At 65.3% G+C, this 14,124-nt stretch carries 12 protein-coding genes and 1 pseudogene; 4 read left to right on the forward strand and 9 right to left on the reverse strand.

The genetic code is table 11. The annotated features are described in order from the left end of the window. Positions 1-10: 10 nt before the first annotated feature. The 7 genes and pseudogenes from hscA to uvrB all read right to left on the reverse strand — a co-directional run bounded on the left by hscA (position 11) and on the right by uvrB (position 7,474). Positions 11-1,866 (reverse strand): annotated as a pseudogene (gene hscA / locus ACQ858_RS12890) (Fe-S protein assembly chaperone HscA). 4 nt (positions 1,867-1,870) lie between these two features. Further along, on the reverse strand, positions 1,871-2,389 hold the full coding sequence (hscB, locus tag ACQ858_RS12895) for a Fe-S protein assembly co-chaperone HscB (protein ID WP_431273127.1): 519 nt from the start codon (positions 2,387-2,389) through the stop codon (positions 1,871-1,873). Between the two features lie 150 nt (positions 2,390-2,539). Continuing rightward, the gene (gene iscA / locus ACQ858_RS12900) at positions 2,540-2,863 is read right to left on the reverse strand and encodes an iron-sulfur cluster assembly protein IscA (protein ID WP_431273128.1); all 324 of its coding nucleotides are present in this window, start codon (positions 2,861-2,863) and stop codon (positions 2,540-2,542) included. Position 2,864: 1 nt separating this feature from the next. Beyond that, positions 2,865-3,278, reverse strand: a complete 414-nt coding sequence (iscU, locus tag ACQ858_RS12905) for a Fe-S cluster assembly scaffold IscU (RefSeq protein WP_431273129.1) — start codon at positions 3,276-3,278, stop codon at positions 2,865-2,867. An 18-nt stretch (positions 3,279-3,296) separates the two neighbouring features. Next, entirely contained in the window at positions 3,297-4,517 is a 1,221-nt protein-coding gene (locus ACQ858_RS12910; RefSeq protein WP_431273130.1) for an IscS subfamily cysteine desulfurase, read from the reverse strand. A gap of 71 nt (positions 4,518-4,588) precedes the next feature. Beyond that, on the reverse strand, positions 4,589-5,125 hold the full coding sequence (gene iscR / locus ACQ858_RS12915) for a Fe-S cluster assembly transcriptional regulator IscR (protein ID WP_088957541.1): 537 nt from the start codon (positions 5,123-5,125) through the stop codon (positions 4,589-4,591). Between the two features lie 216 nt (positions 5,126-5,341). After that, positions 5,342-7,474, reverse strand: coding sequence for an excinuclease ABC subunit UvrB (uvrB, locus tag ACQ858_RS12920; RefSeq protein WP_431273131.1), 2,133 nt, complete (start codon positions 7,472-7,474; stop codon positions 5,342-5,344). Positions 7,475-7,584: 110 nt separating this feature from the next. Between uvrB and ACQ858_RS12925 the strand changes: the two genes are divergently transcribed. From ACQ858_RS12925 to ACQ858_RS12940, 4 genes are all read left to right on the forward strand, one after another. Next, positions 7,585-8,781, forward strand: a complete 1,197-nt coding sequence (locus tag ACQ858_RS12925; RefSeq protein WP_431273132.1) for an amino acid aminotransferase — start codon at positions 7,585-7,587, stop codon at positions 8,779-8,781. Between the two features lie 140 nt (positions 8,782-8,921). After that, the gene (locus ACQ858_RS12930) at positions 8,922-10,328 is read left to right on the forward strand and encodes a polyhydroxyalkanoate depolymerase (RefSeq protein ID WP_431273133.1); all 1,407 of its coding nucleotides are present in this window, start codon (positions 8,922-8,924) and stop codon (positions 10,326-10,328) included. A 4-nt stretch (positions 10,329-10,332) separates the two neighbouring features. After that, positions 10,333-10,944 carry an RnfABCDGE type electron transport complex subunit B gene (locus ACQ858_RS12935; RefSeq protein ID WP_431273134.1) on the forward strand — a complete coding sequence of 204 codons (612 nt, stop codon included), beginning with the start codon at positions 10,333-10,335 and terminating at the stop codon, positions 10,942-10,944. Beyond that, entirely contained in the window at positions 10,941-11,576 is a 636-nt protein-coding gene (locus ACQ858_RS12940; RefSeq protein ID WP_431273135.1) for a LysE family translocator, read from the forward strand. Before ACQ858_RS12935 ends, ACQ858_RS12940 begins: the two co-directional genes overlap by 4 nt. Positions 11,577-11,588: 12 nt before the next feature. Here the strand turns inward: ACQ858_RS12940 and ACQ858_RS12945 are convergent, their stop codons facing one another. Beyond that, the gene (locus tag ACQ858_RS12945) at positions 11,589-12,065 is read right to left on the reverse strand and encodes a VOC family protein (protein ID WP_431273136.1); all 477 of its coding nucleotides are present in this window, start codon (positions 12,063-12,065) and stop codon (positions 11,589-11,591) included. After that, complete coding sequence (locus ACQ858_RS12950) at positions 12,065-14,113, reverse strand: acetyl-CoA carboxylase biotin carboxylase subunit (RefSeq protein ID WP_431273137.1); 2,049 nt, start codon at positions 14,111-14,113, stop codon at positions 12,065-12,067. Before ACQ858_RS12950 ends, ACQ858_RS12945 begins: the two co-directional genes overlap by 1 nt. Between the last annotated feature and the right edge of the window lie 11 nt (positions 14,114-14,124).

Consider the following 14,124-nt stretch of genomic DNA (forward strand, 5'->3'; position numbering starts at 1 on the left):
ACGTGTTCGTCTAGAGAGACTCGATCTGGCGACCAGCGAGCGCACGCGCGATGCCGGCATTCATGCGCTGCGCCGCGAAGGCTTCGGTGCCGTCCGCGAGCGATTTGGTGGCAGCTTCGATCACGGCGGCGTCGCCGGACGACTGCGCGCGGCGCAACGCATCCATCAGCGCATCGATGGCTTCGCGCTCGTCAGCGGACAGGAGGGCCCCGTCCGCATCCAGCGCGCTCTGCGTGGCGAGCAGCATCCGGTCGGCATCCACGCGGGCCTCGACCAGGGCGCGCGCTTGCATATCCTGCTGAGCGGTCGAAAAGCTCTCGTGCAGCATGGTGGCGATCTGCTCGTCGGAAAGACCGTAGGACGGCTTGACCGTGACGCTTGCCTCCACGCCGCTGCCCTGCTCCTTCGCGCTGACGCTCAGCAGCCCGTCGGCATCGACGGTGAAGGTGACGCGGATGCGCGCCGCGCCGGCGGCCATCGGGGGAATACCGCGCAATTCGAAACGCGCGAGGCTGCGACAGTCGGCAACGAGGTCCCGCTCGCCCTGCACGACATGCAGCGCCAGGGCTGTCTGCCCGTCCACGTAGGTCGTGAAGTCCTGCGCCATCGCGGTCGGGATGGTCTGGTTGCGCGGCACGATGCGCTCGACGAGTCCGCCCATGGTCTCGATGCCGAGCGAAAGCGGGATCACGTCGAGCAGCAGCAGGTCATCGGCGCCGCCGTTGCCGGCCAGCTGATTGGCCTGGATCGCGGCACCGAGGGCCACCACTTCGTCGGGGTTCAGGTTGATCAGCGGATCGCGGCCGAAGAACTTGCCGACCGCGTTGCGGATCTGCGGCATGCGCGTGGCGCCGCCGACGAGCACGATGCCCTTGAGCTCGGCCGGCTGGAGCCGCGCGTCGCGCAGCGCCTTGCGGACCGATGCGATCGTGCGCGCGGTGAGTTTTTCGGTTGCGGTTTCGAACTGCTCGCGCCGCACTTCGAGCTTGATTTCGCCGGCCTGGAGCCCGGCCGAGAACGTGGCCTCCTCGGCCGTGGAAAGCGCTTCCTTCGTCGACCGGGCTGCCGCCAGCAGCGCGGCCTTGTCGGCATCGGTGCTTGCCTTGTACCCCGCTTGCGCGAGGACGAACTCGGCCAGCGCGAGGTCGTAGTCGTCGCCTCCCAGCGCCGAGTCGCCGCCGGTCGCGATCACCTCGAACACCCCTGCGTCAGCCGCAGGATCGAGATGTCGAAGGTGCCGCCGCCCAGGTCGTAGACCGCATAGACGCCTTCGCTCGCGTTGTCGAGCCCGTAGGCGATCGCGGCCGCCGTCGGCTCGCTGATGAGGCGCAGCACATGGAGGCCGGCAAGCTGCGCGGCGTCCTTGGTCGCCTGGCGCTGGCCTTCGTCGAAGTACGCGGGGACGGTGATCACCGCGCCGTACAGGTCATCGTTGAAAGTGTCTTCGGCGCGGTAGCGCAGCGTCGCGAGAATCTCCGCGCTGACCTCGATGGGCGACTTCTCGCCGGCGGCGGTCACGACGTGGACCATGCCGGACTCGTCCGTGAGGTGGTAGGCCATCGCATCGCGGTTTTCGATGTCCTGCACGCCGCGGCCCATCAGGCGCTTGACCGAGGTGATGACGTTCGCCGGGTCTGCGGCGCGCGCCGCCAGGGCATCGAATCCGATCTGGCGGCGGTCCTTGTCGAGGTAGCGAACGGCCGAGGGCAGCAGCACGCGGCCTTCTCCGTCGGGCAGGCACTCGGCCACCCCGTTGCGAACCGCGGCCACCAGCGAATGCGTGGTGCCGAGGTCGATGCCGACGGCGATGCGGCGCTGATGCGGATCGGGCGCCTGGCCGGGCTCTGAAATCTGAAGCAATGACATCTCGTTATTGTCCCAACTGGTCCGACTTGGCTTCGATGTCCTCGGCAAAGCGCTCAATGAACATGAGGGCTCTGATCTGCTTTGCTGCCGCCGGGTAGTCGCCCTTTTCATCGATGAGCCAATCGAGCGACGACAGCGCGCGCGCGCGGCCGGCTTCCACTTCGCCGCGGAGCTTCTCGATCCGGGTATCGTCATCCGCTTCCTCAAGCTCCTCGCGCCATGCGATCTGGTGCATCAGGAAATCCGACGGCATCGCGGTGTTGCTCTCGGCATTGATCGGAGCGCCATTCAGCTCGCAAAGGTACGTCGCGCGCTTGATGGGGTCCTTGAGCCGCTGGTAGGCCTCGTTGATGCGTACCGACCATTGCATGGCGACCCGCTGCGCGGCGGCGCCCTGGGCGGCGAAACGGTCCGGATGCGCTTCGCGCTGGAGTTCCTTCCAGCGGGCGTCCAGCGCCGTGCGGTCCTGCGCGAAAGTCGCCGGAACCGCGAACAGTTCGAAGTCGGTGTCTGTCAGTTTCATCAGGCAGGTCGCCGGGCCGCCCCTAGGCCTGCCTGCGCCCCCTCGGGGGGCAGAGAGGACACGAAGTGCCGAACGTGGGGGCAAGCATGATTGTCAAAAAAGCCGCCAGCACGTGAAATGGTGGCGGCTCGGGCTCGAGGCCGTTCCGGATCAGATGCGGAAGCTCTCGCCGCAACCGCAGCGGTCGCGTTCGTTCGGATTGTTGAACTTGAAGCCCTCGTTGAGGCCTTCGCGCACGAAGTCAAGCTGCGTTCCATCGAGATAGGCAAGACTTTTGGGGTCGACCATCACTTTCACGCCGTGGTCTTCGAACACCACGTCCTCGGGCGAAAGCTCATCCACGTATTCGAGCTTGTACGCCAGGCCCGAACACCCGGTGGTCTTGACGCCCAGCCGCACGCCCACGCCCTTGCCTCGTTTTCCGAGGTAGCGGGTGACGTGGCGCGCGGCCGATTCGGTCAGGGTCACAGCCATTTCAGTGAGCCGCCTCCGCCGCCTTCGTGGCAGCGCCATGTTTGGCCTTGTAGTCGTTGACCGCCGCCTTGATCGCGTCTTCCGCGAGGATCGAGCAGTGGATCTTGACGGGCGGCAGCGCCAGTTCTTCGGCGATCTGCGCGTTCTTCAGCGCGGCGGCCTCGTCGAGCGTCTTGCCCTTGACCCATTCGGTCACGAGCGAGGACGACGCGATCGCCGAACCGCAGCCGTAAGTCTTGAAGCGCGCGTCCTCGATCACGCCCGTCTCGGGGTTGACCTTGATCTGCAGCTTCATGACGTCGCCGCAAGCGGGTGCGCCGACCATGCCGGTGCCCACCGTGGCGTCGCCCTTTTCGAAGGAGCCGACGTTGCGGGGATTTTCGTAGTGGTCAATGACCTTCGATGAATAAGCCATGGGGTACCTCTTGGACTTTTAGTGAGCCGACCACTGGATCGTGTTGAGATCGATGCCTTCCTGGAACATCTCCCAGAGCGGGCTCAGTTCACGGAGCTTCGCAACGTTGTGCTTGATGGTGGAGATCGCATAGTCGATCTCTTCCTCGGTCGTGAAGCGGCCGATCGTCATGCGCAGGCTGCTGTGGGCCAGCTCGTCGCTGCGGCCCAGCGCGCGCAGCACGTAGCTGGGCTCGAGGCTGGCCGAGGTGCAGGCGGAACCGCTGGATACCGCCAACCCCTTGATGCCCATGATCAGCGACTCGCCTTCGACGTAGTTGAAGCTCATGTTCAGGTTGTGCGGCACGCGGTGCTCGAGGTCGCCGTTGATGAAGACCTGCTCGACATCCTTCAGGCCGTCCAGCAGCCGCTGCTGCAGCGCGCGCGCCTTGGCGATGTCTTCCTTCATTTCGAGCCCGGCGATGCGGAAGGCTTCGCCCATGCCCACGATCTGGTGCGTCGGCAGCGTGCCCGAGCGCATGCCACGCTCATGGCCACCGCCGTGCATCTGGGCTTCGAGCCGCACGCGCGGCTTGCGGCGCACGTACAGCGCGCCGATGCCCTTCGGGCCATAGGTCTTGTGCGAGGCCGGGCTCATCAGGTCGACCGGCAGCGTCTTGACGTCGATCTCGACCTTTCCCGTGGCCTGCGCCGCATCGACGTGGAAGATCACGCCCTTCTCGCGGCAGATGTTGCCGAGCGCGACCATGTCCTGGATCACGCCGATCTCGTTGTTCACGAACATCACGCTCGCGAGGATCGTGTCGGGCCGGATCGCGGCCTTGAAGGCCTCGATGTCGAGCAGGCCGTCTTCCTGCACGTCCAGATAGGTGACTTCGAAGCCCTGGCGCTCGAGTTCGCGCATGGTGTCGAGCACCGCCTTGTGCTCGGTCTTCACCGTGATCAGGTGCTTGCCCTTGCCCTTGTAGAAGTGGGCGGCGCCCTTGAGCGCCAGGTTGTTCGACTCAGTGGCACCGGACGTCCACACGATCTCGCGCGGATCGGCGCCGATCAGGTCCGCCACGAAGCCGCGCGCCTTTTCGACGGCCTCCTCGGCTTCCCAACCCCAGGCGTGGCTGCGCGACGCCGGGTTGCCGAAGTGCTCGCGCAACCACGGAATCATCGCGTCGACGACGCGCGGATCGACCGGCGTCGTCGCGCCGTAGTCAAGGTAGATCGGGAAATGGGGAGTGACGTCCATGGCTGGCTCGGGCTGTCGTGGGGGTGGGTTCTTTTCGTGCGGCGAATCGGCGCCCGAAGGCGCCCCGGGGTTCAGGATTTCGCGAAGGCGTTGCCCAGTGCGAACACCGAATTGGGCGCATTGACCCGGATCGGCTTGACGACCGGCTGGCTCGAGATCGCGCGCTTGACGGCGGGCTTGTTCTCGATCTGCACGCCCTTGGCGATCTGGTCGTCCACCAGCTTCTGCAGGGTGACCGAATCGAGGAACTCGACCATGCGCTGGTTCAGCGACGCCCAGAGTTCGTGCGTCATGCAGCGGCCGGCTTCGCCGAGGCAGTTTTCCTTGCCGCCGCACTGCGTGGCATCGATCGGCTCATCGACGGAAACAATGATGTCAGCAACGGTGATATCCGAAGCCTTGCGACCGAGCGAATAGCCACCGCCGGGGCCGCGGGTCGATTCGACCAGCTCATGCCGGCGCAGCTTGCCGAACAGTTGTTCCAGATAGGACAACGAAATCTGCTGCCGCTGGCTGATTGCGGCCAGCGTGACTGGGCCGGTGTTCTGGCGCAGCGCCAGATCGATCATGGCTGTCACCGCAAAGCGGCCTTTGGTAGTGAGACGCATCGCAAGCTCCTTGAGTGCTTACCGTTGAAATGACACCGCGGCGAAGGGCCTTGGTGACGTCGTCTCCGCCCTGCCCGACCCCTGCTCGACCGGAGAACCTGTCGTTGGGAGTCGGCCCTTCATCGCGAAGTTTCTTGTTTGTTGAGTATTTCGGTCAAGTATACCAGAAGGCCCTGCCGCGTGCTCGGGTAAACCCGATTGCCGTTCCGGACGGTCTCAAGCGGTGGATTCGCCGGGGGCGGAGGGGACGACGTTGTCGTGCCCAGGCCCGCCGAAAGCTTGCTCCCGCAGCAGCGCCAGTTGGTCGCGAACCCGCGCCGCCTTCTCGAATTCGAGATCGCGGGCGTGCTCCAGCATCGTCTTTTCGAGCCGCTTGATTTCGCGCGCGATGTCCTTTTCGGACATGTCCTCCACCTTGGCCCGCTCCAGATCGCGCTTGGCGGCTTCCTTGCTCGACTTTTCGCTGTAGACCCCGTCGATGAGGTCGCGCACCTGCTTCACGATGCTGCGCGGCGTGATGCCGTGAGCCTCGTTGTAGGCGATCTGACGCGCCCGTCGGCGCAGGGTCTCGTCGATGGCCTTCTTCATCGAGTCGGTGATCCGGTCCGCGTACAGGATCGCCTTGCCGTTCAGATTGCGCGCCGCCCGGCCGATCGTCTGGATCAGCGAGCGCTCCGCGCGCAGGAAGCCTTCCTTGTCGGCATCCAGGATCGCCACCAGCGACACCTCTGGGATATCCAGCCCCTCGCGCAGCAGGTTGATGCCGACGAGCACGTCGAAAGCGCCCAGACGCAGATCGCGCAAGATCTCGACCCGCTCCACCGTGTCCACGTCGCTGTGCAAATAGCGCACCTTGACGCCGTTGTCGACGAGGTAGTCGGTGAGTTGCTCGGCCATCCGCTTCGTCAGCGTGGTGATGAGCACCCGCTCGCTCTTCTCGACCCGCAGGCGGATTTCCTGCAGCACGTCGTCCACCTGATGGGTCGCGGGGCGGACCTCGACTTCGGGGTCGATCAGGCCGGTCGGCCGAACCAGTTGCTCGACGACATTGCCGGCGTGGTCCTTTTCGTACTGCGCCGGCGTGGCCGAGACGAAGATGCACTGCCGCATCCGCGTTTCGAACTCCTCGAACTTGAGCGGACGGTTGTCCAGTGCCGACGGCAGCCGGAAGCCGTATTCGACGAGCGTGGTCTTGCGCGCCCGGTCGCCGTTGTACATGGCGCTCAGCTGGCCGATCATCTGATGGCTCTCGTCGAGGAACATCAGCGCGTCCTTCGGCAGGTAGTCGGTCAGCGTGGCCGGCGGTTCGCCCGGCGCCGCGCCCGAGAGATGCCGCGTGTAGTTCTCGATGCCCTTGCAGTGGCCGATCTCGGCCAGCATCTCGAGGTCGAAGCGCGTGCGCTGCTCCAGCCGCTGCGCCTCGACCAGCTTGCCTTCCGCCACGAAGAACTTGAGCCGCTCGTCCAGTTCGAGCTTGATGGTCTCGACCGCATGCAGCACCTTGTCGCGCGGCGTGACGTAATGGCTTGACGGATAGACGGTGAAACGCGGAATCTTCTGCCGGATGCGCCCCGTGAGCGGATCGAAGAGCTGCAGCGATTCGATTTCGTCGTCGAACAGCTCGATGCGGATCGCCAGTTCGCTGTGTTCGGCCGGGAAGACGTCGATGGTGTCGCCGCGCACGCGGAAGGTGCCGCGCGCGAAGTCCTGTTCGTTCCGCGTGTACTGCATGCGGATCAGTCGGCCGATCACATCGCGCTGCCCGATCCGGTCGCCCTGCCGCATGATGAAGCGCATCTGCGTGTAATCCTCGGGCGTGCCGATGCCGTAGATGGCGCTCACGGTCGCGACGATCACGGTGTCGCGCCGCTCCAGCACGCTCTTGGTGGCCGAGAGGCGCATCTGCTCGATGTGCTCGTTGATCGAGCTGTCCTTCTCGATGAACAGGTCACGCTGGGGGACGTAGGCTTCGGGCTGGTAGTAGTCGTAGTAGCTGACGAAGTACTCCACCGCATTCTTCGGAAAGAACTCCCGGAACTCGCTGTAGAGCTGCGCCGCCAGCGTCTTGTTGGGCGCGAATACGATCGCGGGCCGGCCCAGACGCGCGATCACGTTGGCCATCGTGTAGGTCTTGCCGGAGCCGGTCACGCCCAGCAGCGTCTGGAAAACCTCACCGTCCTGCACGCCTTCGACCAGGCCCGCGATCGCCGTGGGCTGGTCGCCCGCGGGCGGATAAGGCTGGTAGAGCTCGAACGGCGACCCGGGAAACCTGACGAACTCGCCCTGCTTCACCGGGCCCACGGATTCGGCGTGCGGCGACTCTGGAATGGCTTGGGAGGCTTCTGGCATGGCGTGGACTCGGAAAAGGTGCGGGCGCGGCCGGTAAAATTCAAGCGAACCGGAAAGCTTAAACGCTGGCCCGGGTTCACGCGAATCGACCACCCCCTAAGGATTTCTCCATGTCTATGTTCACCGCCGTCGAGATGGCGCCCCGTGACCCGATTCTGGGCCTCAACGAGCAATACGCTGCCGACAGCAACCCGCAAAAGGTCAACCTCGGCGTTGGCGTCTATTACGACGACAACGGCAAGCTGCCGCTGCTGAAGTGCGTCCAGGCGGCGGAAGAGGACATGATGAAGGCGCCCAGCGCCCGCGGCTACCTGCCGATCGACGGCATCGCCGCCTACGACAACGCGGTCAAGGGACTCGTCTTCGGTGCCGACAGCGAGCCGGTGAAGTCGGGCCGCGTGGCCACGATCCAGGCGATCGGCGGCACGGGCGGCCTCAAGGTCGGTGCCGACTTCCTCAAGAAGCTCGCCCCGTCGGCCAAGGTGCTGATCAGCGATCCGAGCTGGGAGAACCACCGCGCCCTCTTCACGAATGCAGGCTTCACCGTCGAAACCTACCCCTACTACGACGCCGCCAAGCGCGGCGTCAACTTCGACGGGATGCTCACGGCCCTGCAGACCGCCGCCGCCGGCACGATCATCGTGCTCCACGCCTGCTGCCACAACCCGACGGGCTACGACATCACCCCCGCCCAGTGGGACCAGGTGATCGCCGCCGTCAAGGCGCGCAACCTCACCGCCTTCCTCGACATGGCCTACCAGGGCTTCGGCAATGGCATCTCCGAGGACGGCGCGGTGATCGGCAAGTTCGTCGAAGCCGGGCTGACCTTCTTCGTCTCGACGTCGTTCTCCAAGAGCTTCAGCCTCTACGGCGAGCGCGTCGGTGCCCTGTCGGTCCTGTGCGAGAACAAGGACGAGGCCGCGCGGGTGTTGTCGCAGCTCAAGATCGCGATCCGCACCAACTACAGCAACCCGCCGATCCATGGCGGCGCGGTGGTGGCTGCGGTGCTCAACGATCCGGCACGTCGCGCGGTCTGGGAAGAAGAACTCGCCGAGATGCGCGTTCGCATCAAGGCCATGCGCCAGAAGCTGGTCGACGGCCTCAAGGCCGCCGGCGTGAAGCGGGACATGAGCTTCATCACCTCGCAGATCGGCATGTTCAGCTACTCGGGCCTGACGAAGGATCAAATGGTCCGCCTGCGCGAGGAATTCGGCGTCTACGGCACCGACACCGGACGGATGTGCGTGGCCGCGCTCAACAGCAAGAACATCGACTACGTCTGCCAGAGCATCGCGAAGGTTCTCTGAGTTCCGTCGGCGCCGCGCCCGCATTGCAAACGCTCGCATGGGCTCAATGTCACGAGTGTGGCTTCCGAGTGAGGCGCACACTCTATTTCCCTTGCCGAGCTGCTGATATATTGCATCGCAATAACTAATTGGGCCCTCCGATGCTCTACCAACTCTATGAAGCGCAACGCTCCCTGATGGAGCCCTTTGCGGACTTCGCGCAGGCCGCTTCCAAACTCTATGGGCAGGGCGCCGTATTCGGCCAGACGCCCATCGCGCAGCGCATGGCTGCCGGGTACGACCTTCTCTACCGACTCGGCAAGGATTACGAAAAGCCGGAATTCGGCATCAAGACCGTCAATGTGGGCGGTCGGGACGTCGTGATCCATGAAAGCATCGAAGTCGACAAGCCTTTTTGCCAGCTCCGTCGCTTCAAGCGTTTCACCGACGAGCCCACCATACTCCAGACGCTGAAGAAGCAGCCGGTCGTGCTGATCGTGGCCCCGCTGTCGGGCCACTACGCGACACTCTTGCGCGACACCGTGCGCACCATGCTGCAGGACCATAAGGTCTACATCACCGACTGGGTCAACGCCCGACTCGTGCCGCTATCGAAGGGTGAATTCCATCTCGACGACTACGTCAACTATGTCCAGGAATTCATCCGCTACCTTCAGGCCGAGTACGGCAACTGCCACGTCATCAGCGTTTGCCAGCCCACCGTGCCGGTGCTCGCGGCCGTGTCCCTCATGGCGAGCCGCGGCGAGAAGACCCCGCTCTCGATGACCATGATGGGCGGCCCCATCGACGCCCGCAAATCGCCGACCGCGGTCAACAACCTGGCGATGAACAAGAGCTTCGAGTGGTTCGAGAACAACGTGATCTACCGTGTGCCCGACGGCTTTCCGGGCGAGGGCAGGCGCGTGTATCCGGGCTTCCTGCAGCACACCGGCTTCGTGGCGATGAACCCGGACCGCCACGCGAGCAGCCACTACGACTACTTCAAGAACCTGATCAAGGGCGACGATGCGAGCGCCGAGGCGCACCGCACCTTCTACGACGAGTACAACGCCGTGCTCGACATGGATGCGGACTACTACCTCGAAACCATCCGGACCGTGTTCCAGGATTTCGACCTCGTGAACGGCACCTGGGACGTGAAGAATCCCGAAGGCGTTCCGGAACTGGTTCGGCCGCAGGACATCCGTTCGACCGGGCTGCTGACGATCGAAGGCGAACTCGACGACATCTCGGGCGCGGGCCAGACCCGGGCCGCGCACGAGCTGTGCACCGGCATCGTGTCCGACGAACAGCGGCACCTGGAGGTCAAGGGAGCCGGTCACTACGGCATCTTCAGCGGCCGTCGCTGGCGCGAGAAGGTCTACCCGGAGGTGAGGGCCTTCATTCTCGAGCACGACCAGCCGCAAACGCGCGCTCCCCAGTCGGTGCTGGCCCAGGAAGATGCCGTTCCCACTGCTTCGACGGCAAGGAAGCGTACGACGCCGGCCGCCGCGGCACGCAAGACCGGCACGCCACGGACCCGCACGACCGCGCGCAAATCGCCGTGATGTTGTGAGCCCGCTGGCCGCGCGCCTCCTCGAGGCGCTGCCGCAAACGCAATGCACCCGTTGCGGCTATCCGGACTGCGCGGGATATGCCCAGGCGATCGAAGCCGGCGAGGCCGGCATCGACCAATGCCCACCCGGCGGGGCCGAAGGAGTCAATCGCCTGTCGCGATTGACCGGCAAGCCTGCCGGCCCGGTCGATCCGCACTTCGGCGCCGAGGGGCCGCGCATGCTCGCGGTCATCGATGAAACCTGGTGCATCGGTTGCACGCTCTGCCTGGACGCCTGCCCGACCGATGCGATCGTCGGCATCAACAAGCGCATGCACACGGTGATCGAATCGCACTGCACGGGATGCGAGCTCTGCATCCCCGTGTGCCCGGTCGACTGCATCTCGCTCGAATCCGCCACGCCGGGCAGGACCGGCTGGCAGGCGTGGTCGCAAGAACAGGCAGACCATGCGCGCCAGCGTTACGAAGCCCGGCAGCGACGGCGCGAGAAGCCCGCTCCGGTTGCGAAAGCGGCGCCCGCCGCCCCGGCGGACCGCAAGCGCGCGATCATCGAAGCTGCGCTCGCGCGGGCGCGCGCCGGACAATCCCCCGAATCCGGAAAGCCATGAGCACCGACACCCTCCTCCTCTTCGTCATCGCCTCCCTGGCGCTCGCGATCACGCCGGGCCCGACGATGCTGCTGGCCATGTCCAACGGGATTGCGGGTGGCATGCGGGCGGCGGCCTGGGGCATCGCCGGCGCATCGCTCGGCAGTGCCATCGTGATCGGCACGGTGGCGCTCGGGCTCGGGTCGGTACTCGCCGCTTCGGAATACCTCTTCAACGCGATCCGGATCTTCGGCGTCGCGTACCTCGTCTGGCTCGGCGTCAAGCTCTGGCGCACCCAGCCGACCGACGTCGCCGCCGAACTGACTGCAGCGGCGGCCAAACCGCTGCGCGGACGGCTCGCGCTGGCGCGCAGCCTGGCCGTGGCGCTGTCGAACCCGAAATCGCTGCTGTTCTTCGCGGCCTTCCTGCCGCAGTTCGTCGATACGTCGCGCCCCCAAGGCGTGCAGTACCTGACCCTCGGTGCAATCTTCGTCGGCATCGACACCTGCGTCATGCTCGGCTATGCGACGGCCGGCACGCAGGCGGTGCGATGGCTGTCGCAGCGCAGCCTGCGGGCGCTCAATCGCGGCTGCGCGGCCGGGATGTGGCTGCTGGCAGCCACGCTGGCGGTCTGGCGCCGCCCAGGCGCCTGACCGCGCGCCGCGTCAGGCCGCGGCCAGCGCCGCGAAAGCCCGGACGACCTCCGGCGGCGCCTGAACCAGCTCGACCAGCACGCCTTCGCCGGCAATGGGAAATTCCTCGTTGCCCTTGGGATGGAGGAAGCAGATGTCGAAGCCGGCCGCCCCCGTGCGGATGCCGCCGGGCGCAAAGCGAACACCCTGCGCCGTGAGCCACTCGACCGCCTTCGGCAGGTCGTCGATCCACAGCCCGACGTGATTCAGCGGCGTGGTGTGGACCGCGGGCTTCTTCTCGGGGTCCAAGGGCTGCATCAGATCGACTTCAACCTTGAACGGGCCGCTGCCCATGGCGCAGATGTCTTCGTCGACGTTCTCGCGCTCGCTCTTGAAAGTGCCGGTGACCTCGAGTCCCAGCATCTCGACCCACAGCTTGCGCAAGCGCAGCTTGTCCGGCCCGCCGATCGCGATCTGCTGGACGCCCAGCACCTTGAACGGCCGCTCCATCACGCGAACTCCAGAATCACCTGATCGACCGAGAGCGACTCGCCCTTAGCAGCGGCGATGCTGCCGACGACGCCATCCTGGGCCGCGAAGAGCACGTTCTCCATCTTCATGGCCTCGATCACTGCGAGCTTCTCGCCGGCCTGCACGCGCTGACCCGGCTGCACGGACACCTCGACCAGCAGCCCCGGCATCGGCGACATCAGGTACTTGCTGAGATCCGGCGGCGCCTTGTAGGGCATCAGCTTGAGCAGGCGCGAGCCCAGCGGCGACAGGACCATCGCCTCGATCTGCGTGCCGTTGTGCGAGATGCGAAGCGCCAGCGGGTTCTTGCCCGCGCCGCGCTCCACCTGTGCCGTAAAGGCGCGGCCGTTGACCGTTCCTTCGACGCGGATGCTGCCGAGCGGCGCCCTGCTGTCGATCTTGTAGCTGCTGGAACCCACGGTCACTGCGCTCGAACCCGTCTGCCCGTGAAAGTCGGTGACCGACACCTGCTGGTGAACGTGCTGTCCGCTCTCATTCAGCACGACCACCACGAACTGCTCCCCGACCTTGACGCCGTGCCCATTGAGTTGCCCGCTGATGCCCGAGGCACGCGCGCGGTAGCGCCGGTTCATGTACGCGGCGAGCGCGACGAGGAAGTCCGAATCATCATGCGGCACGTCCTCCGCATGGAAACCCTTGCCATAGTGTTCGGCGATGAAGCCGGTGTTGAAGTCGCCGCCGACGAACTTCGGATGCGCCAGCAGCGCCGCCTGGAAGGGGATGTTGCTGTTGATGCCGCGAATGACGAAACCGTTGAGCGCTTCGCGCATCATCGCGATCGCATGCGCGCGGTCTCGCCCGTGGACGATCAGCTTGGCGATCATCGAGTCGTAGAACATCGGGATCTCGCCGCCGTCGTACACGCCGGTGTCGACCCGCACGCCGTAGAGGTGCTCGGTGTCGGCCGAGAACATCGTCTCCTTCGGCGGCTGGAAGCGCACGAGGCGCCCGGTCGAGGGCAGGAAGTTGCGGAACGGATCTTCCGCATTGATCCGGCACTCGATGGCCCAGCCGTTGCGTTTCACGTCCTGCTGCGCGAGCGGCAGCTTCTCGCCCGCGGCAACGCGGATCATCAGCTCCACCAGATCGAGACCGGTGATCGCCTCGGTCACCGGATGTTCCACCTGCAGCCGGGTGTTCATCTCGAGGAAGTAGAAGCTCTGGTCCTTGCCGACCACGAACTCCACCGTGCCGGCGCTCTGGTACTTCACGGCCTTGGCGAGCGCCACCGCCTGCTCGCCCATCGCCTTGCGCGTCGTCTCGCTGATGAAGGGCGACGGCGCTTCCTCGATCACCTTCTGGTGCCGGCGCTGGATCGAGCATTCGCGCTCGTTCAGGTAGATCACGTTGCCGTGCGCATCGCCCAGCACCTGGATCTCGATGTGGCGCGGCTCCTCGACGAACTTCTCGATGAAGACGCGGTCGTCGCCGAAGCTGTTGCGCGCCTCGTTGCGGCACGAGGTGAAGCCCTCGAACGCCTCCTTGTCGTTGAAGGCCACGCGCAGGCCCTTGCCGCCGCCGCCGGCCGAGGCCTTGATCATCACCGGGTAGCCGATGTCCTTGGCGATCTCGACCGCGCGTTCGGCTGATTCGATGGCGTCGTTCCAGCCCGGGATGGTGTTGACCCGCGCTTCGCCCGCGAGCTTCTTCGAGGCAATCTTGTCGCCCATCGCCGCGATCGAATAGTGCTTGGGGCCGATGAAGACGATGCCCTCTTCTTCCACCTTGCGCGCGAAGGCTTCGTTCTCCGACAGGAAGCCGTAGCCGGGATGCACCGCCTCGGCGCCGGTCTTCTTGCAGGCCTCGATGATGCGGTCGGCCTGCAGGTAGCTCTCGCGGCTCGGCGACGCGCCGATGTGCACGGCCTCGTCGGCCAACTCGACGTGGCGCGCTTCCTTGTCGGCGTCGGAATAGACGGCCACCGTGAGGATGCCCATCTTCTTCGCCGTCTTGATGACGCGGCAGGCAATCTCTCCGCGGTTGGCGATCAAAATTTTCTTGAACATGTTCTTTCTCT

Source organism: Variovorax ureilyticus, from assembly GCF_050632185.1.
Lineage (GTDB): Bacteria > Pseudomonadota > Gammaproteobacteria > Burkholderiales > Burkholderiaceae_C > Variovorax > Variovorax ureilyticus_A.